The sequence below is a fragment of the Aliiglaciecola aliphaticivorans genome (assembly GCF_054782055.1).
In genome coordinates this window covers 1-22202 of the sequence record NZ_BAAGTF010000095.1, presented here as the reverse complement: position 1 = coordinate 22202, position 22202 = coordinate 1, and the positions used below count along the sequence as shown (strand labels likewise).

The window sequence follows — 22202 nt, the reverse complement described above, 5'->3', positions numbered from 1 at the left end:
AAAGACTATTACTTACTCAAATCTATTGCTGGGGTAGGACAAATCCTCGCACTCACCATCCTATATGAAATCGGTGATATTGAACGCTTTGAAAGCGTTCAAAAGTTCGCTTCTTACTCTCGATTAGTCAAATGTAAAGCTGAGTCAGCGGGTAAAACATATGGTACTCAAGGCAACAAAATTGGCAATGCTCATCTCAAGTGGGCGTTCTCAGAAATGGCTGTACTTTACCTACGGGGTAATGACAAAGCTCAGGCCTATTTAAACAAATTACAAAAACGCATGAGTAAAGCAAAAGCCTTATCTGCATTGGCGCATAAACTCGGTCGCTGCGTTTACTTCATGTTGAAACGTCAAAAGGTATTTGATGAAAGTCGATTTCTAGCAGGTTAGTCACGTCATTCGGTGAGCTGAACGTCTAACTAGCACCTTATGCAGAGTATGTGAAAACGTGAGTGAATTCGTCACTGGTTTAACACCTCTTATCTCGTTTATATACCACCGCTAGGTAACTACCCGGCTTGATTAGACACCGAATGGGCGTGCATCAATACTTTGCGCTAAATCGCTTACACCTAGCCTGAGCCTGAAACTAACTGGTGGAAATATCCAACCTTCATTTTGAATAGTGCCAGTGCTGGGTTAACCGATGAATGTCTAGTGCCCCTGCTTGCAATAAGGAATTTGAAAAAGCAGGCTGCGATGAGATCGCATAAGAGAGCCTCTATATGTGTTTGCTGTAGGCGATATCCTAACAGTCACAATGACAGATGAAGTAAACGGCTTAGCCCAAAGATTTGGATTGATCTGAAAAATAGATCAAAAGCACACTAGTACCTATTGACTAACCGGAGGCTCATATGTGTTAGCATTATCAATTTTATATAACATGCCGACTTTTTGATTTTTTAGCATCCCTAGCTGGGGCGTCATCGAACATTCGCAAATACTCACGACTAAATTGCGCTGCACTTTTATATCCGACACTCCAACCAGCCAGTTCAGCGGTATAATTTTCTTCAATCAACAGTCGTCTGGCTTCCAATAAACGAAAACGCTTTTGATAACCTATAGGCGTCAATGATGTCACTTCTTTGAAGCAGGCAAAAAAAGCAGAACGGCTCATGTTTGTTTTTTTTAATAACATTTGAATATCCATTTTTTCGGTCAGATTATCTTTTATATATGAAGCCACCTCCATAATTTTTTGTAGTTTATTACCAGCTTTAAAGAACTGATAAATCAATTCTCCATCAGAGCTTCGAAGCAAATGGTAAGTCAGTTCTTTTATTAGCATTGGCCCGAGTATTTGAGCTTCTATTGGATTATTGAGTGATTTTACTAAGCGTGTTGCTGCATCTAACATGCTGTCACTAGCCTGGTGTACAAAAATAGAACACAAATTTGACTTAGTGTAATAAGTTCGATGCATTTGTAATTTTGAGGAAATTTCACGTATAGATACAAAATCAAGACTCAGCCTTAAAGCTAGAAATGGCTTATCTCCAGTGGCCATCTCTATACAACTCATAACGGGAAGTTCAAGAGCACTGACTAAACAGTGGCCTTGACTTGCAATCAAAGTATCATTACCAAGCTCAATGCTCTTCGCGCCTTGAATAATAATTGCATAAGACGCTTGCCAATTATGTTTGATCATATCATTGACTGAAGAGTGCTTAATTAGATCAACACCTGGCATCAACGTCTCGCTAATTCCATCTCTCATAGCATGGGACTGAATGATTTGCGCTAAATTAGAAAATCGACTGGACATCAGCACCTCGTGAGGCAGTTTAGCCTACCCTTTAAATTTGGATTATTAGGTAATAATTATAGACGATCAGATATACTCTTTGAAGCAACTATTATCTAGAATTATCGCTCAAATTACTTGGAGTAAGATAAAATGATTTTAGTAACAGGCGCCTCTGGTCACCTAGGCAAAGCGATCATTCGCAACTTAACTAGCCTTTATCCGGCGAGCATGATTTGCGCACTTGCAAGACATGAAAGCAAGATGACTGAGTTAATTCCTTTGGGAATACAAGTGCGGGTTGGTGACTATGACAATATTGAATCACTCAATCTTGCCATGGACGGGATTGAAAAAGTATTATTGATCTCAGGAACAGACGAAGACAATCGTGTAATCCAACATTTAAACGTAATTAATGCAGCTAAAAATGCTGGCGTTAGCTTTATCGCTTATACCAGTCGCCTTGTTAAAGATAACAACACATCTCAGAATCACTTAATGGATGGACACTTTAAAACCGAAGCCCTTATCATCGACTCTGGTCTTGATTATCTTATTTTCCGAAATGGACTGTATTTCGATACCATCCCGACTTTTGTAGGTGGCGATCAAGTATTTAAAGTAGGCAATATCAGCGTGCCTGCGGGAAATGGTAAGGTGTCTTTTGTACTCAGAGCAGAATTAGGAGAAGCAATAGCAAAGGTACTCGTCAGTAGAGAGTTTAACAGAGAGATCATATCGTTGACGGCTAACGTATCTTGGTCGCTTTACGACGTTGCCAAGGCACTCACAGAGATCTCAGGTAAACTCGTTACCTATACTCCTATTGAACGTTCAGAATTTGTATCACGAATGTTAAACCTCGGGCTACCGGAACTATTAGCCAACCGTTATGCTGATTTTCAAGGAGAAATCAAGCAAGGCATGCTTGAAGGCACAAGCACTTCACTCGAAAGAATATTAGAAAGAAAACCTACCCAACTAAAAGAGGGCATAAAAGCCGTATTCAATGTCACTCATTAAGCACACTTAATTTAATCAAAACACATAAAACCTAATTTGACTTATATTTAATTAAGGGATTAAGCATCATGGGGCTCAGGATGCTAACAGTATTAATAACCCGCAAAAACCTGTGTTTCAACACGGGCTTTTACCGTATATAAATTTAACCTATTTTAATCATAAAATGTAACTTAAAACAACATAGAGGTTTTTTGAAATACCCACTTTTCCCTTTGTGAGAATGCGGCAATTACCCGTTAACTTGCAAATATACGGCGTTGAAGTTATGACTGTCTATAATCACAGTAACCGGTAGGACGGTGACATTGATTGACTCGAAGCTTGAATGCCTGCAATTAGCACATCAGAAGTCTTTCAGTGTTAGCCAATGTCGTATAACAAAAGTGTCAGTTTGAGATTATATGAATTCAGTTAATATTTTACTGAGGGTAATCTCAGACTGGACTCGTCTTAACTAAATGCTTGTAAGCCAGTTTGCGCACGCCCCAAAATCAGTGCATGGACATCGTGTGTGCCTTCGTAGGTGTTAACCGCTTCTAGGTTCATAACATGGCGAATTACATGGAATTCATCAGAAATACCATTGCCACCATGCATATCGCGCGCAGCTCGAGCAATATCTAACCCTTTGCCACAAGAATTACGCTTAATCAAAGAGATCGCCTCTGGTGCCAGTGCGTCTGCATCCATTAGTCTTCCAGCTTGCAAACAGGCCATCAACCCTAACGCAATTTCGGTCTGCATATCTGCTAATTTTTTTTGAATCAATTGAGTGGCTGCAAGTGGTCGAGAGAACTGCTGACGGTCTAAACAGTATTGTCTCGCTGCGTGCCAACAAAACTCTGCGGCCCCCATAGCCCCCCAAGCTATGCCAAAGCGAGCCTTGTTTAAACAGCCAAATGGGCCCTTTAAGCCCGAAACATTTGGCAGCATATTTTCTTCTGGTACAAAGACGTTATCCATCACCACTTCACCGGTAATGGATGCCCTAAGAGAAAACTTCCCTTCAATTTTAGGGGCCGATAATCCTGCCATTCCTTTTTCTAAAATGAAGCCTCGTATCACACCATCTAATTTAGCCCAAATCACAAATACATGGGCTACAGGTGAATTTGTGATCCACATTTTGCTGCCATTTAAAACATATCCACCGGATGCTTTTTTAGCATGGGTTCTCATGCTCGCGGGATCAGAACCTGAATCAGGCTCAGTCAGGCCGAAACAACCAATCCATTCACCAGTCGCTAGTTTAGGTAGGTATTTTTGACGCTGTTGTTCACTGCCGTAAGTATAAATAGGATGCATTACCAATGATGATTGGACACTCATGGCACTTCGATAGCCGCTATCTACTCTCTCAACTTCCCGGGCAATTAAACCGTAGGAAACGTAGTTAACATTGGAACAACCGTATTGTTCAGGAAGCGTCGCGCCCAACAAGCCTAACTCTCCCATTTTCTTCATTATATCGGTATCAAAGTATTCATTTCGATTGGCATGCAAAATCCCAGGCATCAGCTTTTGTTGGCAAAACTGATGAACAGAATCTCGCAATATTCGTTCGTCTTCATTCAACAAAGAATCTAAGTTTAAAGGGTCTTGCCAATTGAATTTTTTCATTTTGATTATCCCAACTTGAATTTAGCTTGTTAATTCTGCCATTTGCATAGAGACAACTTTACTGCCGTCTTCTGACTGCAAACTACCTACCTGACAAAACCCGAAGGAATGATGGAAATGTGCTGAAGCAAAATTGTCTGGCTTTAAGTTATATTCACAGCAGATGGAAGAAAAACCTTGCTCCTTTGCGGCACGGAATAAATCGTTATACAGATCTTTTCCCAGACCTCTTCCCTGCAAAGAAGAATCAACGACGATACGGTCAACATAAACAAAGTTCTTATAGCGTTGGTCAAACCATTGGTAGTTTTCACTGGCATAATCCGCTTCAGGTGCCATGGCAAGCAAAAAGCCAACGATGGAAGTGGTCGACGTTTGATGATCATGCTGTTCTATTACGCGATGATAACAGCTAAGTTCATCCAGTTGCTGTATACGCGCTAAATCCATAGGACTGGTAAAGTGAACAAACTTATCATTTAATCGTTTGATTGCCGAAAAATCTTCCTCGAGGGCATCTCTAAATTGGAATTCCAACATAATTCGGATTATCTCCAAAAGACGAATTTAGTCATAAAAAAAAGCGCCCTAAGGCGCTTTGTAAATTATACGAGTTTAGTTTTTGCTACCAGAGATATTTTTCATATATTTGAAGAAATCACTATCAGGTTCAACAACTAATACATCTTGTTTGCTATCGAAACTAGCTCTGTAAGCATCCATACTTCTTAGGAATGCATAAAACTCAGGGCTTTTCGAATAGGTCTCAGCATAAATTTGAGCCGCTTGCGCTTCCCCTTCACCTTTAATTTTACGCAGGTTTCTTTCCGCATCAGCCAGCATTACCGTCACTTTAGCGTCAATATTTGCTTTGATGATTTCTGCTTGCTCACGACCTTCAGAGCGGTGTTCTTTCGCTACGGCTTCTCGCTCAGCGCGCATACGTTGGAAAATAGAGTTACTGACTTCTGGCGGCAAGTTTATTTGCTTAACACGCACATCCACAATCTCAATACCCAACTCATCAGAACTGGAAGACGCTTGCTTCATGGCTTCATCCATCAATTCTGAACGCTCGCCAGACACGATTTGAGAAATAGTACGAGTACCAAACTCAGAACGTAATCCATTGTTCACTTTTTGCTTAAGAAGAGACTCAGCTTGCAATTTATTCCCGCCAGTTGACAAGTAATAGGTTGCAAAATCTTTAATCCGCCATTTGACATAAGAATCAACAATTAGATCTTTCTTTTCTGAGGTAACGAAACGTCCCGCAGGATCATCCAATGTTTGTATTCTGGCATCAAGATTTACGACTCTGTCAATCAATGGAATTTTGAAGTGAAGACCAGGACTAAACACTACGGTTTCCCCTGCAGCGTCACGCTCGACTTTACCAAATTGAATCTTAATCGCTTTTTGACCTTCAGGTACTACAAACAAAGAAAGAAAAACAGCGATGACAACCAAAACGATTACGCCAATACTTAAATTTTTCATTTTTTAGTTTCTCCCTTGTCTAGTTCTGTCGCCACGTAACGTTGTCGGTGCCGAGTTAGAGCTTTGCGAGCTAGAGATGTTATTCTGTTGCAGCCCTTCTAGGGTACTTCGAGAATTAGCTTTAGGCGCTTGAGTACTCTGACTTTCTAAAATTTTATCCAAAGGCAGGTACATCATATTTCCAGAGCCCTTGTTATCCACCATGATTTTCGTCGTGTTTTGATACACTTGTTCCATAGTTTCAAGATAAATACGCTGACGAGTCACTTCAGGAGCGGCTTCATATTGAGGTAACAACTCTTCGAAACGTGCAATTTCACCGCGCGCTTCAAGGGTGACTCGCTCTTTATAAGCCTGAGCTTCTTCTGCCATTCTATTTACTTGTCCCCTTGCACGAGGTTCAATTTCACGGGAATACGCTTCTGCTTCACGAATGAAACGTTGCTCATCTTCTTGTGCAGCAATTGCATCATCGAATGCCGCTCTTACCGCTTCTGGCGGACGGGCATCTTTGAAGTTAATATCAACAATTGAAATCCCCATGTCATAGGGATTAATGATCCCTTCTAACTCTTGCCAAACTTGTTGACGAGCAGTTTCACGGCCGCGAGTTAACACGTCGTCCATTTTTGAATGTCCAACAACATAGCGGATAGCACTATTTAAGGCCTGACTAAGGCTTTGTTCAGGATTAGTCACAGCAAAGCTATATTTATAAGGTTCTACTATGCGGTATTGTACTTCCATTTCTACGCTAACGACGTTTTCGTCTTCAGTAAGCATGCTGCCCTCAGAGGACATCGACTTAATAGACTGCACGTCAATTGGAATAACTTCATCTACGAATGTTGGTTTCCAACGTAAACCTGGCTCAACAAATTGACTAAACTCACCAAAGCGCAGAACCACTCCACGCTCGGCTTCACGAATAGTATAGAAGCCACTTATAAACCAAATAACCACTAGCAAAACTGCGATTACTGTGAGGCCAACACCACCTAGGTTTTTACCACCAGATGAGCCATCACCGCCGCCACCTTTGCTGAATTTACCAAACAAATTTTTGAATATGTCATCCAAATCTGGTGGGCCTTGATCTCGCCCCCCCTTGTTTTTCCAAGGGTCGTTATTCTTTCCACCGGGCTCATTCCAAGCCATCATCACTCTCCGTTAGGTTAAGTCTAAATCTATGCAACCCCGATTCTATCATCGAAGTTAGCTTAATTTGCATATACTAATGCTTTACTACCAAACTGGATAAGTCTATTTCAGACCTTTTTTCCAATCGGTGCCAGTCACTGGTCGGCATTCTAACATCCACCAGCCAATCGCCGTCCTCTGCATAAGATTCTGCAGCAATACAGTTCATACGAAATAAAGCGCCTCGAAGTTTACCTTCTTTAGGCGGAATGCGTAATGTAAATTGCACGATGCTTTGCGATAAACATTCAGTGAGGGCATTAAACAATAAATCAATGCCTTGATTATGTTGCGCAGAAATCCAAACTCGAATGGGAACGCCTTCATCGTTGCAGTCGATATGGGGTTCAACCCCTTCCATCCGGTCAATCTTATTGCATATCATTAATTGCTGAATATCAGATGCATCAATTTCTTCCAAAACATCGTTCACTTGATCAATGTTGTCTAAATATTGGTCATCTGAATAATCTACAACATGCAATAATAAGTCTGCTTCTTGAGTTTCTTGCAAGGTTGCCTTAAACGCGGCCACTAAATCATGGGGTAAGTGACGGATAAAGCCCACTGTGTCCGCCAAAATGGCTTGCCCTACATCCTGCAACTGAATTTTTCGTAAAGTTGGATCTAGGGTCGCAAACAATTGATCGGCTGCGTACACTCCCGCATCGGTAATGGTATTAAACAAGGTTGATTTACCCGCGTTGGTATACCCTACCAAGGAAATTGTTGGCATTTCAGCACGTTTTCGTGCCCGACGGCCTTGCTCACGTTGTTTCTGTACTTTTTCCAAACGACGCTGAATACTCTTAATTCTTACGCGTAAAAGTCGCCTATCGGTTTCAAGTTGAGTTTCACCCGGGCCACGCAAGCCGATTCCGCCCTTTTGACGCTCCAAATGGGTCCATCCACGAATCAATCGGGTAGAAATATGCCTAAGCTGTGCGAGCTCTACCTGTAATTTACCTTCGTGGGTTCGAGCGCGTTGAGCAAATATATCTAAAATTAGACCAGTACGATCTAAAACTCGACATTTACACAATGCTTCCAAATTTCGCTCTTGGGAGGGTGATAATGGGTGGTTGAAAATAACGACATCTGCATTATTGGTGCGCACTGAATTAGCGATTTCTTCTGCTTTCCCACTACCGGTAAAGTACTTGGGATGAGGCGCTTGTCGCGAAGCCGTAATCACTTCTACGGCATTAACACCGGCAGATGACACTAGCATTTGCAACTCTTGCAAATCTTCTTTGCTAGAATCATCAGAAAAATCAATATGAACTAAAACAGCCTGCTCGCCTGCTTCGTAACGGTCAAACAAGCTTTTCTCCTATAAGGTTTTATTCACCGTTATCAGAGTCAGGTTGTGCGCCGCTTGACATATTAATGGCCCGAGAAGGCACAACAGTTGAAATGGCATGCTTGTATACCATCTGACTAACAGTGTTTTTTAACAGAATCACAAACTGGTCAAACGATTCCACTTGACCTTGAAGCTTGATTCCATTGACTAAATAAATTGAGACAGGAATACGCTCCTTTCTTAACGCATTCAAAAACGGGTCTTGTAAAGATTGCCCCTTTGCCATCACTATTCCTTATCCTTTTATTTTTATTATGATTTTCGCCTGATATACAAATTATACAGTAAAACATGGGGCTGTATAGCTGCCTATTAGGTTACAGTATTGCTGACATTTAATATGGTAGTCAAATTGTCTTTTTCAATACCATCTAAAAAAGTTATATTTTTCCAGCTACGTAGCCAGGTTATTTGCCTTTTTGCCAGTTGCCGTGTTGCTGCTACACCTTTGAATACCATTTCAGGATAATCAAAATCACCATCTAGGTACTGCCACATCTGCCGATAGCCAACACAACGCATAGAAGGCAAATCAAGGTGTAAGTCGCCACGACTTCTCAATGTTTCAACTTCTTGCTGAAAGCCTTTTTCGAGCATGAAGTTAAATCGTTTTTCTATACGCTCATGGAGTATACCCCGATCACTAGGCATTATGGCAAATTCTTTTACCAAAAAAGGTAAACTACTGGACTTTTCAGCGGTTAATTCTGTCAACGTTTTGCCGCTTAACATGTACACTTCTAACGCCCTAAGCAAACGCTGGGGGTCATTGGGGTGTATACGTTTAGCTGATACCGGGTCGACTTGCGCTAACCTGTTATGCAGCTCTAGCCAACCATGGGTATTCGCCTCGTTTTGCAGATGCTCCCGGATTTCCTCACTGGCGGCCGGCAACGTTGATAAGCCATCTACTAGACTTTTAAAATACATCATAGTTCCACCAACTAACAAAGGAACTTTGCCAGCTTCGGTAACTGCGTGCATCGCATTGAGTGCATCATGTCTAAAATTGGCCACTGAATAGGATTCTTTCGGATCGAGGATATCAATGAGATGGTGGGGAACTTGAGATAATTCTTCAGCGCTGGGTTTAGCCGTACCTATATCCATGTCTCGATAAATTAAGGCAGAATCAACACTAATGATTTCGCAAGGTAGTCTTTTGCTTATTTCTAATGCCAAATCAGTCTTACCAGAGGCAGTTGGCCCCATTAAAAAAATCGCTGGCGATAAGTTCTCAGTATGTTTTTTATTCATCAAATTGTGACAACCAATGGTTTAATGGAATTATTGTAGCGCAAGATTTAAGAATTTCCGTGGCATTGGCCTGTTTGTGTAACCATTCAAAAAGGTCGTTAAAATTATGACTGTTTGAGTTCAAGTTTTTGATTTGATAGTCAGCCACAGCCGAATAAAAACAATCAGGTAAAGAGGCAGTCGTATTTTCTTGAGCGCAACCTTCCTTTGCGTCGATGTGGGGTGTGTTTCCCTTTTGTTTATGGCTTGCATTAAGTGCATCAAAGAAACTAAGTAAAACACTTGCCCAATCTAAGGCTCTTGTGCCCGAAGGAACTTGCTTTAACAACAGACGCTGATTGACTAGCGAAAGATCAATACCTAACTGTTTAATTTGCGTTAATAATTCGTCGTCTATGGTTAATTGAACCTGCTCTAAAGTAAGGGAAATGGGCATGAGAAGCGGTTGCATCACCGGCGGCGTAAACTCGGCATCGGCCTTTAGTTTTTTAGCCGCTAAATCTGGTGCCTTGCACAAATAAAAGACCTCTCCCCATTCAATCAGTAAGCGATTATCAGCAACCAGCAAATGCCTAGGCAAATTGGCCGATGACTGCTGCTTAGCTTGCGCCGTCATTAGGCTACCATAGTGCTTTGCTGCCGATTTCGAATGTGGCGCTGGCGCACTATAGTTAAAGGCTTTGGGCGTTCGATTTACGCCATGCTCCTGAACTTCCGCCCGTTGTTGGGATGATGTCTGATTATGGGATGACGAATCAACTGCGCTACTCAAGGGGCGAATATATTGGTGGGTCGGAGCCACCTCTTCCAAGGTTGTATGGGTGACTTGCGTCAGGGTCTCTTCATTTTGGGTATTGACATTACAATCTGTAAAGGATTCACTCAGTGATTTAGATACTGAACGAAATATAAGATCGTGGACAAGCCGCGATTGATGAAACCTCACCTCATGTTTAGCCGGGTGAACATTCACATCCACTTGGGTAGGATCTAAGGTCAAGAAAAGCACGAAAGCGGGGTGAGTATTGGGTTCAATTAACCCTTCATAGGCTTGGCGTATGGCATGGTTAATGAGCTTGTCTTTCATTACCCGCCCATTCACATAAACGTACTGTAAATCATTTTGCGCTCTGCTCGCACCGGCCGCACTCAACCAGCCTTTGAGACAAATTCCTGCATATTCACTGTCGATAGGGATGGCGTGATCAGCAAAATCACTACCACACACAGCTGAAATCCGTTTGAGTGCAGATTGCCCCTCTTTGATTGCAGGATATTTCCTAACCGTTTTACCATTGTGTTTAAGACTCAAAGCCACATCAAATCGACTCAGCGCTATACGTCGTATTACCTCATCAATATGCGTAAATTCGGTTTTTTCGGCCCGTAAAAATTTACGTCTCGCGGGCGTGTTGAAAAACAAGTCGAGGACTTCAATACTGGTGCCTTTGGGGTGAGCGGCGGGTTGCAGAGTCACTTTCATTTCGCGGCCTTCAGCACAGGCTTGCCACGCCTGGGATTGGCTTTCTGGCTTGGACGTTAGGGTTAATCGCGATACCGAGCTAATACTTGCTAAAGCTTCGCCGCGAAAACCTAGGCTGCAGATATTTTCTAAATCATCTAGTTTGGAAATTTTACTGGTTGCATGCCGACTTAACGCCAATTCTAGTTCTTGCTGGGGAATGCCTTTTCCATTGTCACGGATTAAAATTCCCTTGTGGCCACCTCTATCAATCTCAATTTCAATACTAGTTGCCCCTGCATCTAAGCAGTTCTCTACTAATTCTTTAACCACGGAAGCTGGACGTTCTACTACCTCACCAGCGGCAATTTGGTTGGCAAGTTGTGGGGATAGAATTTGAATAGACACAGATAACCTTTAAAATTTGGAGAGCGGGAAAAACGCGTTTATTTACGTGCTTGGAATGGTGAGTACCTGACCGATTCTCACCGTATCATTGCGCATATTATTTGCTTCTTTTATGGCGCTAATGCGCACTTTGTAGCGTTGCGCCAATAATGACAAGGATTCGCCACTTCTTACTTTGTGAGTGCGTTTTTCAGAGCGCGCATTGCTAGCCCATAGAGTACCATCAGGTGGCAGTTTTCTGAAATGTTGTTTAATGGCAGAAAAAACCGAGCTCGCAAGCTTTTGACGATGCTGGCTCCAATTTAAGTTCTTTTCTTCTTTAGGATTGGAAATAAATCCTATTTCCACCAGAATTGAAGGAATATCAGGCGAAGTTAACACCGCTAAGCTTGCCGCTTGAGGCAGTTTTTTGTGCAGGCTTGTAACTTGTTTTAATTCAGATATGACCATTTTGCTAATGTCGTAACTGGTTGTTAATGAGTGATCCATCGACATATCTAACAATGCTTGGGCGAGATAACGTTCGCTTGCGGTATCTTGTATGACTTCTGCCGCCCCACCTAACAATTCGGAGTGTCGCTCGGTTCGTTCCATCCAGCGACCTAACACTGAATTTGCCCTGCCCATTGATAAAACCCAAACAGAGGCCCCTTTAGGCTGTGGTGTGGTGAATGCATCAGCATGAATGGAAACAAATAGATCCGCTTTATTTTTACGCGCAATATCTGGTCGCGCATTTGGCGAAATATAATAGTCGCCGGTGCGTGTCAACACAGCTCGCAGGCCAGACTCCCCATTAATGAGCTGAGCCAATCGTTTGCTTACGCTTAGGGTAATATTTTTTTCGTATGTACCCGCCCGACCTATGGAACCAGGATCTTCTCCGCCGTGGCCAGCATCGATGGCAATAATAATATCGCGATCACGAGTCGAGCTTTCTGAGCTCATTACAACTTGTTGCGAACCTTCAGACTGATCACTTAAATCTATCACCAAACGATTTTTGTAAGGTGCTGTTGGCGGTAATGCAAAGATTTCTGTATTTAATTTTCGCTTAAGTTCCAAAACAACCCGCACTGACGACGCCTCTTTAGGCGTGCTATATCGTACTTTTTTGACTAAATCTGATGACTTGGCCAGATTAGCAAGATCGATATTGCCCTTGGTATTTGCTAAGTCGATAACTAAGCGTTCAGGGTTGGAAAGGGTGAAATAAGAATATTCTGGTGGTTTAGTGAGATCTAACACCACACGCGTGTTATCAGGAGAGGGCCACATTCTAAGTGCTTCAATTGCATTTTGTGCTAAACACAAATGACTGACAAGCAGCATAAAAATGCCGCTCAATAATTGAATTATCAGTCTAGATACACTTTTCATCATTATTATTTTTGTAATATCTCAACAATCTTTTGCCCGACATCTGACTGGGACTCTAAGTGGATGCGCCTTCCACCTGCTTCAAATTCTATACTAATCTCTAAATCAGCTGTTGCCAATAGACCAGCGCCTTTATCAGGCCATTCGATCAAACAAATACAATCATCTGCAAAATAATCTCGAATTCCCATGTATTCGAGTTCTTCAGGATCGGCTAAACGATACAAATCAAAATGAAAAACTCGCCAAGGTGACACTTCATAGGGCTCAACAATTGTATAGGTGGGACTTTTTACATTTCCCTTGTGTCCCAGTCCATGCAAAAAGCCACGACTAAAAGACGTTTTTCCAGCCCCAAGATCCCCGGTTAAATAGATAACTAAGTGATCGGTGGTGAGTTGTGCAATTTGTTTAGCAATACTGAGTGTAGCTGCCTCGTCTGGCAAAAACTGGGTATATTTCATTTTCTGTTTACTAGTTGCCTTAAATAATCAAATAAATCACTGGCAATCATACCACGTTGCCCAAAGTTATCTGCCACTAAATCAGCCGCCGCAGAATGAATGCAGACCCCAAATAAACTAGCCTCACCCGCCGTCATTCCTTGTGCCGCTAGTGAACCTAACACTCCCGACAGCACATCGCCCATACCAGCCGTGGACATTCCAGGGTTTCCATTTGCACAAACATAAGTGCCTTGTTGACTGTGCACAATACTGCCTGCGCCTTTTAGAATACAATTGCCGCCATAACGTTCAACCAGCTTTGTTGCCGCCCCATAGCGGTCGTTTTCTATCTTTTCTACATCTGTATTTAACAACCTTGCAGCTTCTGCGCTGTGAGGGGACATAATCAAATAAGATAGTTGTAGAGCATGCAATTGATGACTCAACAAATTTAAACCATCAGCGTCAATTATCAATGGCTTATGTTGATGAATAAGATAGCTAAATAATTGATTAAAGGTTTCTTGGCTCCATGAGGTTTGACCTAATCCTGGCCCAAAAACGATACAATCTGCCCACTCTAACAATTGCGCTAAATTTTCACTACTGGCCATTATCTCCGGCCGGCCTTGGACAATGGATGAGGTGGAATTGGCGTGGCAATAGACTTTTACCAGCCCGACTCCGGTGCGCAAAGCAGCTTCGGAAGTCATACGAATAGCTCCCGCCATGCCATTGTTTCCGCCGATGCAAAGCAGTTTGCCATTATTCCCTTTGTGGCTGTGCAAGGCTCGCGGCGCTAAAGGTGCAAAATCTGCGTATTCAATCAAGCGCCCTTGCGCTTCCATTAACTGGCCAAAAGTTTCGCCAATATTGAGCGCTTTGAAAATTAAATTGCCACTTTTTTGTTTGCCGTTTCCGGTCACCAGCCCCGTCTTTAAACCAACAAAAGAAATCGTGGTGTCTGCATTAATACTAGCCCCCAGTGATGCACCAGTATTGGCGTCCAGCCCCGAAGGAATATCGATGGATAGAATATGTGCGCTAGATTGGTTTATCCGCTGAATAACAGACTGATAAGCGGAGGTTACAGTGCCTTTCAAGCCCGTACCTAATAAACCATCCACGATGAGTTCAAAATGCTCGGTGTCGACCAGCCGTATGTCAGCAACTTCTCCGCCACTGGTTAACCAACTTTGCTGCGCCAACAAAGCGTCTCCGGATAATGGTCGCGCGGGATCAATAGATGCAAGGGTAATGGTATAACCATCGGCTAACAATAAACTCGCAGCAACATAGCCGTCACCACCATTGTTGCCGGTTCCCACCGCAATTAGAATATTAGTCTGATGATCAAAGTGTGTTTGAATCCAATCAAAAAGTGTTTCTCCAGCAACTTGCATTACGTCGTAAAGGGGAATCGACAACTGTTTAGCTGCTTCCACTTCCCCTTCTCTTACGCACTGCGCTGTGTAGAGATTTTGTGATAACCTTTGTTCTAACAATTCTGCTTTTAAGGAACGCTGTGACACAATTATCCCCCCATTTTCTGAATACTTTAGCCAAAAATATCAAGGAGTGGGGCAAAGCGCTAGGTTTTCAACAAGTGGGAATTGCAGATACCGATTTATCACAACATCAAGCCCACCTGGAAAGCTGGCTAGATAAGGGCTTCAACGGTGACATGCAGTTTTTTCAACGAAATCAGGAAAAACGCGCAGATCCAGCGAAGTTACTGGAAGGTACTTTGCGTTTAATCAGTGTTCGCATGGATTACTTGCCACCAGATGCAAGCTTTGCAAAAGATTTAAAGCGCTCTAAAACCGCATATATAAGCCGCTATGCCGTAGGGCGGGATTACCATAAACTGGTGCGCAATCGCCTGAAAAAATTGGGTGAAAAAATCCAGCAACAATTTGTCGATTTAGAGTTTCGTCCATTTGTAGACTCCGCGCCTGTGTTAGAGCATGCAGTTGCTGAAAAGGCTGGAATTGGCTGGACAGGAAAACACTCGCTAACCATTAATAAAGAAGCAGGTTCATGGTTTTTCTTAGGGGAGTTATTCGTCAATATTCCATTGCCCGTCGACCAACCAGTGGAACAAAATTGTGGTAGTTGCACTGCCTGCCTAACCATTTGCCCTACCCAAGCCATAGTAGAACCTTATGTTGTTGATGCTAGACGATGCATTTCATATTTAACCATTGAGTATGACGGTGTAATTCCAGAGCACTTTCGAACGGCTATGGGCAACCGTATTTATGGTTGTGATGATTGTCAGTTAATTTGCCCATGGAATCGTTATGCCCAGTTAACCCAAGAACAAGACTTTCATGGTCGCAAAACGATTAAGGGAGAAGACTTAGTCAGATTGTTTTTATGGAACGAAGCTGAGTTTCTGGCCAACACTGAAGGCTCGGCTATCCGTCGAATTGGCTTTCAAAAATGGCAACGAAATTTAGCCATCGCCATGGGCAATGCTGAATTCGACCCCGCTATTTTAGAAAAGCTAAAAGAAAGGTTAACCAGTAGTAGTGAAATGGTGGCCGAGCACATTCAATGGGCTATTGACCAACAACTTGAACGCAAACAAAGCTTACCTGACCCAACCCAAACCACCTTAAGACTGAAACAACGCTTAATCAGAAGTGTTGAAAAAGGCCTGCCAAGGGATGCATGATCTCAGTATTGGAGCTTATTTATTTAAGAAAATATGGAAGTAAGTTTTGCCATCTTGGGTGGTCGTTGTGGATGATGTTCCAACATACTCCCACCAATCCGAATCCCGCATGGCAGAAAAAACCTTAGACCAATTTTGATGTTCACCGGCATATTCGCCTATCATCTGACAACGCGTAGGGTCGCAGTCAAGGCGGTGTAAGGTAATTAAGTCTGCTTGTTGATGTAACATTAGAAAGTCACTGATTTGGTTTTGTGACCTTAAGTCCGCGTCATTTGCAGAGTAATTTTGTTCAAACTCCGCTTCGTTTGCTAACTTTTGTTGTCGAGATAGTTTTGAATGTTGAAACGCGTCACCTAACTCTGCGAGATGTTGAGCTTGCTGTTGTGGATCATTTCCATTTCCCGGGCTATCACTTTCATGGTTTACAATCTGTATCTCAACATTTTCAGATTGAGTGGGCTTAGAGTGAACAGAATTAAGCTCGTTTAATGAAGGTTGGATACTCCCCTCGTCCACTTCAATATGCAGTTCTTTGCTTAATATAGCTTGTTGCTGCTGATCACCGCTATTTTCAGCCTGAAGAGTGCCTAACCAATATCCAATACTGAATATTGATAACGCACTCAAGGATAAAAATAACGGCTTTCTCATTATTTTGATGTCTGGTGATATGGCTTACTGAATTTGTGTACGGCTTCCACGAAAACTCCGGCGTTTTCCGGTGGCACATCTAGATGTATACCGTGACCAAGATTAAACACATGGCCAGTACCTTCGCCATAGCCAGCCAATATAGTTTGCACTTCTTCTTCAATACGAGGAGCAGAAGCATACAGAATTGACGGGTCCATATTACCTTGTAGGGCAACCTTATCTCCTACCCGACGTTTAGCATCGGCAATATCAATGGTCCAATCGAGTCCAACGCCATCACACCCAGTGTCAGCAATCTTCTCGATCCAAGCTCCACCATTTTTAGTAAACAACGTAACTGGAATACGCTGCCCTTCATACTCTCGGATTAAACCATCTACAATTTTGTGCATATATTGGAGTGAAAACAATTGGTAATCTCGTGGCGTAAGAACGCCTCCCCAAGTATCAAACACCATTACCGATTGTGCGCCCGCTTTGATTTGAGCGTTAAGATACAAAATTACCGAATCAGCAAGTTTATCTAGCAACAAATGTAATGATTTAGGATCCGCAAAGGCCATTTTCTTGATCTTGGTGAAAGCCTTGCTCGAACCGCCTTCAACCATATAAGTGGCTAATGTCCAAGGACTGCCAGAGAAGCCGATTAAAGGTACCTCACCTTTTAAATTACGTCGAATCGTTCGTACAGCATTCATTACGTAAGCTAACTCATCTTCCGGATCGGGGATGGGTAAGGCCTCAATTTCAGAATAACTGGTCAATGGACGTTCAAATTTAGGCCCTTCTCCCGTTTCGAAATACAAACCTAAGCCCATGGCATCTGGAATCGTTAATATATCGGAAAATAAAATAGCGGCATCTAAGTCAAAACGTCGTAGCGGCTGCAAAGTGACTTCACAGGCCAATTCTGCGTTTTTACACAGTGACATGAAATCACCGGCCTCAGCACGAGTCGCTTTATATTCAGGTAAATAGCGTCCTGCTTGTCGCATCATCCATACTGGAGTGACATCGACGGGTTGACGAAGCAAAGCGCGTAAATAGCGATCGTTTTTTAACTGCATGATTTATCCGTAGTATAAAGGAGTTAATTAATACCGACTGTCATTTATAATTAGCCGGTGAATAACCCATTGAATTTAAAATTGCGGCATAGTTTAGTAAAAAAGTGGTCTGGAGGGTATATTTATCGGTTTTTAGTTCACTAATTTACTTTTTATAACATGTTTTTGAAAAAACACCTTGATTTATGTTATCTTGTTTTGCTATAAAATAATGGCTTTACAACATATAAATACAAAGAAGCTCGTTTAACGGGACCTCTACGCTAAACATTACAACCCTGCTCCAGCAGGGTTTTTTATTGTCTTAAGTTTAGTTTTCTTGTTGTGCTATCAGCCGCAAGGTCTCTTCAATTAGTTGGCCAGCAATCGATATTTTCGGTGGTATAATGGGTAAATTGCTCGGTTCATACCAATGGGCTTCAATAATTTCATCACCATCAACCTCTATCTCGCCACTTTCGTGTTCGGCTAAATATCCCATCATCAAAGAATGAGGAAATGGCCATGGTTGACTACCAAAATATTCAAGATTTTTTATTTTAACCCCCACTTCCTCAAAGACTTCCCGATGCACTGCTTGCTCGAGGCTTTCGCCACTTTCCACAAATCCAGCCAAGGTAGAAAACATCTTCCGATCTCGGTGTGCCCTGCCTTGTGCTAATAAAATCTTATTGCCTTTACGAATCGCAACAATGATGCAAGGGGAAACACGAGGATAGCAGCGATGATTACAATTGAAGCATTGGGTAGCCATTTCCCATTTCACTTGCTGCATGGCGCTACCGCATTGTCCGCAGTAGCGATGAGTTCGTCGAAATAAAATCCATTGCCAAGCACGGGCGACAGTCTGAAACAAGGGAAAATTATCACTTAAGTATACACCGCGTAAGCTAATGGTTTCATACTCATCAATACTTAGCTGTTCATTGCCCACATCAACGGCTAAACAAGGAATGCCATCAAATTCACCTAATGAAATGATTTGATCATCATAATGGTGAATCATCGCCAGATCTTGCCAGCTTGCTTTAAGCAATTCCTGCTGTTCCTTATTTGCGACAATCTTGTCCCCCATAAAAATGATCCACTGAACTTCAGTATTAACGCCGATTTCTTTTATATTTATTAGCATAAGTCACACACATGTCGTCTATAAGAGACACCAAAACAAGGTATTAAGTACCACTATTTGAGGTCAGATTGATTAAATTAGCTTAACACGATTTATCGTCATTCTTGAAAGTCCGATGTTACTATTGATCTACGTCAATAGACTAAAGCATAGTTTAGTTAAACTAATGGTGATGATATACTGCGATCATTATAAAAAGCACTCTTTTGAGGATTTGCAATGCTGACCAAAGTCGAACTCGCCAAACAGAAATGGAGTGGCTACCACAAATCTGTTGATATCTGGCTGCAAGAGCGACAAAAGCTATTGGTTCAGTATTGTCAATTAGCTGGGTTACCTCCTTTTGAAAAGGCCTCTTCTGGTTTGCCGGAGTTGAGTGAAATAAGATTGTTTTGTGAAACCTTAGTAGACTATGTTTCGACCGGTCACTTTGAGGTTTATGATAAGCTGGCATCGGATCCTAAACAAAATACAGATGACCAGAGACTTGAAAAATCAGTTTTTCCTCGCATATCTGAAACAACAGAAGAAGCGCTAGCCTTTAACGATTTATTTGCAGAAATTACTTCAGATAAAGGTTTGGCTAATTTTGACCAAAAACTTTCGTTATTGGGTCAACAACTTGAAGCACGATTTGAATTGGAAGATCAGTTGCTTCATTCTCTGAGTAATCAGAGTTAATAAGGAAATATTTAGCAATAATGAACATCGATTCGCAATTATCTAGAGCTAAAGAATACTGTGAAGGAAAAGGAGCTCGATTCACAAACCTAAGAGAAAAGGTATATGAATTGCTGTTGAATAAAAGCAGTTCAGTGGGCGCATACGAATTGTTAGACGAATTAAAAATCACGGAAAGTGGTGCTAAGCCGGCCACGGTCTATCGTACTTTAGACTTCTTACTCGAGTTTGGGCTTGTACATAGATTGGAGTCTACTAACGCCTTCGTTGCCTGTCATCATTTTGATTGTAGCCATCCTGTCCAGTTTTTAATTTGTGACAATTGTGGTTTAGTGAAAGAAATACAATCTGAAGGTTTAAAAGAGACCTTAGATAAACAAGCTAACTCTGTTGGATTTAAAGTCAGCAAACAAACAATTGAGGCACATGGCACCTGCGCCCTTTGTCAATAATTATCCGCTCATGTCTGTTTGGTTGTTTCGAAGAGATATCGGTTATATTTGAATAAATAGCTTGGGTGATTAAAAGACATAAGCATTTTAATCACTGATTTAATCGTGCAAAAAGGCAAGAATAACAAATTAAGTTAACAAAGTTTCAACTTAGGCTTTGAAAGTGAGGCAATCTGGCGGTAAAATCGCGCGGGAAATGCAAAGGCGGGGTTTGCTAAAACATTTTAATCTATATTTTGATAACTAGTGTCGCAATGTGGATACAGAAAAGAATAACAATAAGAGTTAAAGCAAGAGGTTTTCATTTAATCACCAATGAAGTTCTCGAACAACTTCCTGAAATTAGAGAATTGTCTGTTGGTATGCTGAATCTATTTATTCAACATACCAGTGCGAGCTTAACCATTAATGAAAATGCTGACCCTACAGTAAGAATTGATCTAGAAACTCAAATAAATCGTATGATTCCTGAAGGTCCGGAACATTACTTGCATAACATTGAAGGTGACGATGATATGCCAGCACATATTAAAGCGAGTATTTTTGGTAACAATTTAAATATTCCAATTGGCGCTGGCAGGCTAGAAATGGGGACTTGGCAAGGGATATACTTAGGTGAGCATAGAGATCATGGGACACCAAGAGTTATAGTGGCAACACTTCAAGGACTCGATAACAACGTGTAAAAACTTCTGTTTTGACGCGTAAAAATGAAAATAATTTGAATATTTTACTTTTAATTTAGATAACCACTACACACGGGATGGAAACATGAAAAAATCATTGATCGCAGCAAGTCTTTTAGCTGCTATTTCAAGTAACGCGTTCGCCGCTGAAGATTCTTCAGACAAATACTGGATTGGCGGCTTTACTGAGATTTATAAGCCAGATGAAGAAAAAAGCTTCGACTTTACTTCATTCGATGCTGGCCTAGGACTAGGTGCTGAAGTTGGTGTAAGAGAAAGTGAGCACTGGGGTGGTCGTTTCGAAGTTGCTAAAGTTAGCCTAGAAAATGATGCTGACTTAGACGACGACAGTGCGACTCGTTTTGGTATCGATGCTATGTATTTCTTAGAAGACGACCTAATGTATATATTTGCTGGTCTTAAGCACATCGATATGGTTGACTCAGGTAGCATGGCTAACCTTGGTCTTGGTAAGCACTGGGATCTTTCTGAAAAAGTAAAACTGGTTACTGAAATTGCGGCATACCATGACTTCGGTCAAGCGTACAATGATGTAAGTGCTAAATTAGGTTTGGCCTACACCTTTGGTTCTACTGGTCCTAAAGCTCCTGGCGATGCTGACCAAGATGGCGTAAACGATAACCTTGACCAATGTCCTGATACTGCGATTGGTGCACGTGTAGATAGCAAAGGCTGTAACATCGACTTAGACGGTGACGGCGTATTAAACGACATTGATCAGTGTCCTAACACTCCAGCGGGTACTCCTGTTGGCGCTAAAGGTTGTAGTTTAGAGCTAGATAGCGACCAAGATGGCGTTCTTGACGACGTAGATCAGTGTGCTGATACTCCGCTTACAGACAAAGTTGATTCAATGGGCTGTAGTGTTTTTGAAGAAGTAGAAGTACGCGAAACCTTAGAAGTATTGTTCGCGAATAACAGTAGTGTTATCGAAAACCCTGATTCTTCTAAATTCCAAGAATTTGCAGATTTCATGAAACGTTTCCCGAATACACAAACTGCAATTGAAGGTCATGCTTCTGCTCCAGGTAATGCTGATTACAACATGATGATTTCTCTTAAGCGTGCAAAAGCGGTAAGAAAATTATTAATTGAAGAATACGGTATTGCCGCAGACAGATTGAGCGCTGAAGGCTTTGGTGAAACTCAATTATTAGATACAAGCAATACAGCCGCTGCACATAAAGTGAACCGTCGTATTGAAGCTGTAGTAACAGCTAAGAAGAAAGAAAAAGTATTACGTTAATAGGTAATATGAATACAAAAAAGCGGCTTTTGAAGTGACCCCGTAAAGTTGGACTCATTTCTAAGCGGCAACCAAGGCCTGATTTCGATATTGTGTCGGACTCAGGCCTTTTAGTTTTAGCTTAATGCGTTCGTTGTTGTAATAGTCGATGTATTC

General features: G+C 41.8%; 23 protein-coding genes. 7 read left to right on the top strand and 16 right to left on the bottom strand.

What is annotated here, in order from left to right; translation table 11 throughout:
• On the top strand, window positions 1–393 hold a 393-nt coding region (locus ACYVIL_RS21710; RefSeq protein ID WP_460314985.1), incomplete at its 5' end, for a transposase.
• Between the two features lie 487 nt (window positions 394–880).
• On the opposite strand, the gene ACYVIL_RS21705 is transcribed toward ACYVIL_RS21710, so the two are convergent.
• A complete protein-coding gene (locus ACYVIL_RS21705) occupies window positions 881–1777 on the bottom strand; it encodes an AraC family transcriptional regulator (RefSeq protein ID WP_460314983.1) in 897 nt (298 codons plus the stop codon).
• Window positions 1778–1909: 132 nt separating this feature from the next.
• On the opposite strand from ACYVIL_RS21705, the gene ACYVIL_RS21700 reads away from it, so the two are divergent.
• Window positions 1910–2782: an SDR family oxidoreductase gene (locus ACYVIL_RS21700; protein ID WP_460314981.1), complete on the top strand. Its 873-nt coding sequence runs from the start codon at window positions 1910–1912 to the stop codon at window positions 2780–2782.
• 453 nt (window positions 2783–3235) lie between these two features.
• Here the strand turns inward: ACYVIL_RS21700 and ACYVIL_RS21695 are convergent, their stop codons facing one another.
• From ACYVIL_RS21695 to ACYVIL_RS21645, 11 genes are all read right to left on the bottom strand, one after another.
• Window positions 3236–4405, bottom strand: coding sequence for an acyl-CoA dehydrogenase (locus ACYVIL_RS21695; protein ID WP_460314979.1), 1170 nt, complete (start codon window positions 4403–4405; stop codon window positions 3236–3238).
• A gap of 21 nt (window positions 4406–4426) precedes the next feature.
• Window positions 4427–4945 (bottom strand): GNAT family N-acetyltransferase, encoded by a 519-nt coding sequence (locus ACYVIL_RS21690; RefSeq protein WP_460314977.1) that lies wholly within the window; start codon window positions 4943–4945, stop codon window positions 4427–4429.
• A gap of 75 nt (window positions 4946–5020) precedes the next feature.
• A complete protein-coding gene (gene hflC / locus ACYVIL_RS21685; protein ID WP_460314975.1) occupies window positions 5021–5905 on the bottom strand; it encodes a protease modulator HflC in 885 nt (294 codons plus the stop codon).
• Between the two features lie 3 nt (window positions 5906–5908).
• On the bottom strand, window positions 5909–7063 hold the full coding sequence (hflK, locus tag ACYVIL_RS21680; protein ID WP_460314973.1) for an FtsH protease activity modulator HflK: 1155 nt from the start codon (window positions 7061–7063) through the stop codon (window positions 5909–5911).
• A 76-nt stretch (window positions 7064–7139) separates the two neighbouring features.
• Window positions 7140–8429 (bottom strand): ribosome rescue GTPase HflX, encoded by a 1290-nt coding sequence (hflX, locus tag ACYVIL_RS21675; RefSeq protein WP_460314971.1) that lies wholly within the window; start codon window positions 8427–8429, stop codon window positions 7140–7142.
• 19 nt (window positions 8430–8448) lie between these two features.
• A complete protein-coding gene (gene hfq, locus ACYVIL_RS21670; RefSeq protein WP_460314969.1) occupies window positions 8449–8697 on the bottom strand; it encodes an RNA chaperone Hfq in 249 nt (82 codons plus the stop codon).
• 86 nt (window positions 8698–8783) lie between these two features.
• Window positions 8784–9728, bottom strand: coding sequence for a tRNA (adenosine(37)-N6)-dimethylallyltransferase MiaA (gene miaA / locus ACYVIL_RS21665; protein ID WP_460314967.1), 945 nt, complete (start codon window positions 9726–9728; stop codon window positions 8784–8786).
• Window positions 9721–11598 (bottom strand): DNA mismatch repair endonuclease MutL, encoded by a 1878-nt coding sequence (mutL, locus tag ACYVIL_RS21660; RefSeq protein WP_460314965.1) that lies wholly within the window; start codon window positions 11596–11598, stop codon window positions 9721–9723. Before mutL ends, miaA begins: the two co-directional genes overlap by 8 nt.
• Window positions 11599–11640: 42 nt before the next feature.
• Window positions 11641–12930, bottom strand: a complete 1290-nt coding sequence (locus ACYVIL_RS21655) for an N-acetylmuramoyl-L-alanine amidase (RefSeq protein ID WP_303475392.1) — start codon at window positions 12928–12930, stop codon at window positions 11641–11643.
• 53 nt (window positions 12931–12983) lie between these two features.
• On the bottom strand, window positions 12984–13442 hold the full coding sequence (gene tsaE, locus ACYVIL_RS21650) for a tRNA (adenosine(37)-N6)-threonylcarbamoyltransferase complex ATPase subunit type 1 TsaE (RefSeq protein WP_460314962.1): 459 nt from the start codon (window positions 13440–13442) through the stop codon (window positions 12984–12986).
• Window positions 13439–14956, bottom strand: coding sequence for an NAD(P)H-hydrate dehydratase (locus ACYVIL_RS21645; RefSeq protein ID WP_460314960.1), 1518 nt, complete (start codon window positions 14954–14956; stop codon window positions 13439–13441). Before ACYVIL_RS21645 ends, tsaE begins: the two co-directional genes overlap by 4 nt.
• Here ACYVIL_RS21645 and queG point away from each other — a divergent pair.
• A complete protein-coding gene (queG, locus tag ACYVIL_RS21640) occupies window positions 14950–16104 on the top strand; it encodes a tRNA epoxyqueuosine(34) reductase QueG (RefSeq protein WP_460314958.1) in 1155 nt (384 codons plus the stop codon). The two genes, ACYVIL_RS21645 and queG, sit on opposite strands and share 7 nt — an antisense overlap.
• A 15-nt stretch (window positions 16105–16119) precedes the next feature.
• Here the strand turns inward: queG and ACYVIL_RS21635 are convergent, their stop codons facing one another.
• From ACYVIL_RS21635 to nudC, 3 genes are all read right to left on the bottom strand, one after another.
• Window positions 16120–16758, bottom strand: a complete 639-nt coding sequence (locus tag ACYVIL_RS21635) for a hypothetical protein (protein ID WP_460314956.1) — start codon at window positions 16756–16758, stop codon at window positions 16120–16122.
• On the bottom strand, window positions 16758–17831 hold the full coding sequence (hemE, locus tag ACYVIL_RS21630) for a uroporphyrinogen decarboxylase (protein WP_303475526.1): 1074 nt from the start codon (window positions 17829–17831) through the stop codon (window positions 16758–16760). Before hemE ends, ACYVIL_RS21635 begins: the two co-directional genes overlap by 1 nt.
• Window positions 17832–18138: 307 nt before the next feature.
• On the bottom strand, window positions 18139–18960 hold the full coding sequence (nudC, locus tag ACYVIL_RS21625; RefSeq protein WP_460314954.1) for an NAD(+) diphosphatase: 822 nt from the start codon (window positions 18958–18960) through the stop codon (window positions 18139–18141).
• Between the two features lie 219 nt (window positions 18961–19179).
• On the opposite strand from nudC, the gene rsd reads away from it, so the two are divergent.
• From rsd to ACYVIL_RS21605, 4 genes are all read left to right on the top strand, one after another.
• On the top strand, window positions 19180–19641 hold the full coding sequence (rsd, locus tag ACYVIL_RS21620) for a sigma D regulator (RefSeq protein ID WP_460314952.1): 462 nt from the start codon (window positions 19180–19182) through the stop codon (window positions 19639–19641).
• Between the two features lie 20 nt (window positions 19642–19661).
• A complete protein-coding gene (locus ACYVIL_RS21615; RefSeq protein ID WP_460314950.1) occupies window positions 19662–20093 on the top strand; it encodes a transcriptional repressor in 432 nt (143 codons plus the stop codon).
• A gap of 254 nt (window positions 20094–20347) precedes the next feature.
• Window positions 20348–20779 (top strand): secondary thiamine-phosphate synthase enzyme YjbQ, encoded by a 432-nt coding sequence (locus ACYVIL_RS21610; RefSeq protein WP_303475380.1) that lies wholly within the window; start codon window positions 20348–20350, stop codon window positions 20777–20779.
• 85 nt (window positions 20780–20864) lie between these two features.
• Window positions 20865–22046, top strand: coding sequence for an OmpA family protein (locus ACYVIL_RS21605; RefSeq protein WP_303475378.1), 1182 nt, complete (start codon window positions 20865–20867; stop codon window positions 22044–22046).
• A gap of 60 nt (window positions 22047–22106) precedes the next feature.
• On the opposite strand, the gene ACYVIL_RS21600 is transcribed toward ACYVIL_RS21605, so the two are convergent.
• A partial coding sequence (locus tag ACYVIL_RS21600; RefSeq protein WP_460314987.1) for an IS3 family transposase occupies window positions 22107–22202 on the bottom strand: 96 nt, incomplete at its 5' end.

Coding starts and splice junctions, on each gene's coding strand:
- ACYVIL_RS21705 (WP_460314983.1), bottom strand. CDS start 1,777: ATGTCCAGTCGATTTTCTAATTTAGCGCAAATCATTCAGTCCCATGCT.
- ACYVIL_RS21700 (WP_460314981.1), top strand. CDS start 1,910: ATGATTTTAGTAACAGGCGCCTCTGGTCACCTAGGCAAAGCGATCATT.
- ACYVIL_RS21695 (WP_460314979.1), bottom strand. CDS start 4,405: ATGAAAAAATTCAATTGGCAAGACCCTTTAAACTTAGATTCTTTGTTG.
- ACYVIL_RS21690 (WP_460314977.1), bottom strand. CDS start 4,945: ATGTTGGAATTCCAATTTAGAGATGCCCTCGAGGAAGATTTTTCGGCA.
- hflC (WP_460314975.1), bottom strand. CDS start 5,905: ATGAAAAATTTAAGTATTGGCGTAATCGTTTTGGTTGTCATCGCTGTT.
- hflK (WP_460314973.1), bottom strand. CDS start 7,063: ATGGCTTGGAATGAGCCCGGTGGAAAGAATAACGACCCTTGGAAAAAC.
- hfq (WP_460314969.1), bottom strand. CDS start 8,697: ATGGCAAAGGGGCAATCTTTACAAGACCCGTTTTTGAATGCGTTAAGA.
- miaA (WP_460314967.1), bottom strand. CDS start 9,728: ATGAATAAAAAACATACTGAGAACTTATCGCCAGCGATTTTTTTAATG.
- ACYVIL_RS21655 (WP_303475392.1), bottom strand. CDS start 12,930: ATGCTGCTTGTCAGTCATTTGTGTTTAGCACAAAATGCAATTGAAGCA.
- tsaE (WP_460314962.1), bottom strand. CDS start 13,442: ATGAAATATACCCAGTTTTTGCCAGACGAGGCAGCTACACTCAGTATT.
- ACYVIL_RS21635 (WP_460314956.1), bottom strand. CDS start 16,758: ATGAGAAAGCCGTTATTTTTATCCTTGAGTGCGTTATCAATATTCAGT.
- nudC (WP_460314954.1), bottom strand. CDS start 18,960: ATGCTAATAAATATAAAAGAAATCGGCGTTAATACTGAAGTTCAGTGG.
- rsd (WP_460314952.1), top strand. CDS start 19,180: ATGCTGACCAAAGTCGAACTCGCCAAACAGAAATGGAGTGGCTACCAC.
- ACYVIL_RS21615 (WP_460314950.1), top strand. CDS start 19,662: ATGAACATCGATTCGCAATTATCTAGAGCTAAAGAATACTGTGAAGGA.
- ACYVIL_RS21610 (WP_303475380.1), top strand. CDS start 20,348: ATGTGGATACAGAAAAGAATAACAATAAGAGTTAAAGCAAGAGGTTTT.
- ACYVIL_RS21605 (WP_303475378.1), top strand. CDS start 20,865: ATGAAAAAATCATTGATCGCAGCAAGTCTTTTAGCTGCTATTTCAAGT.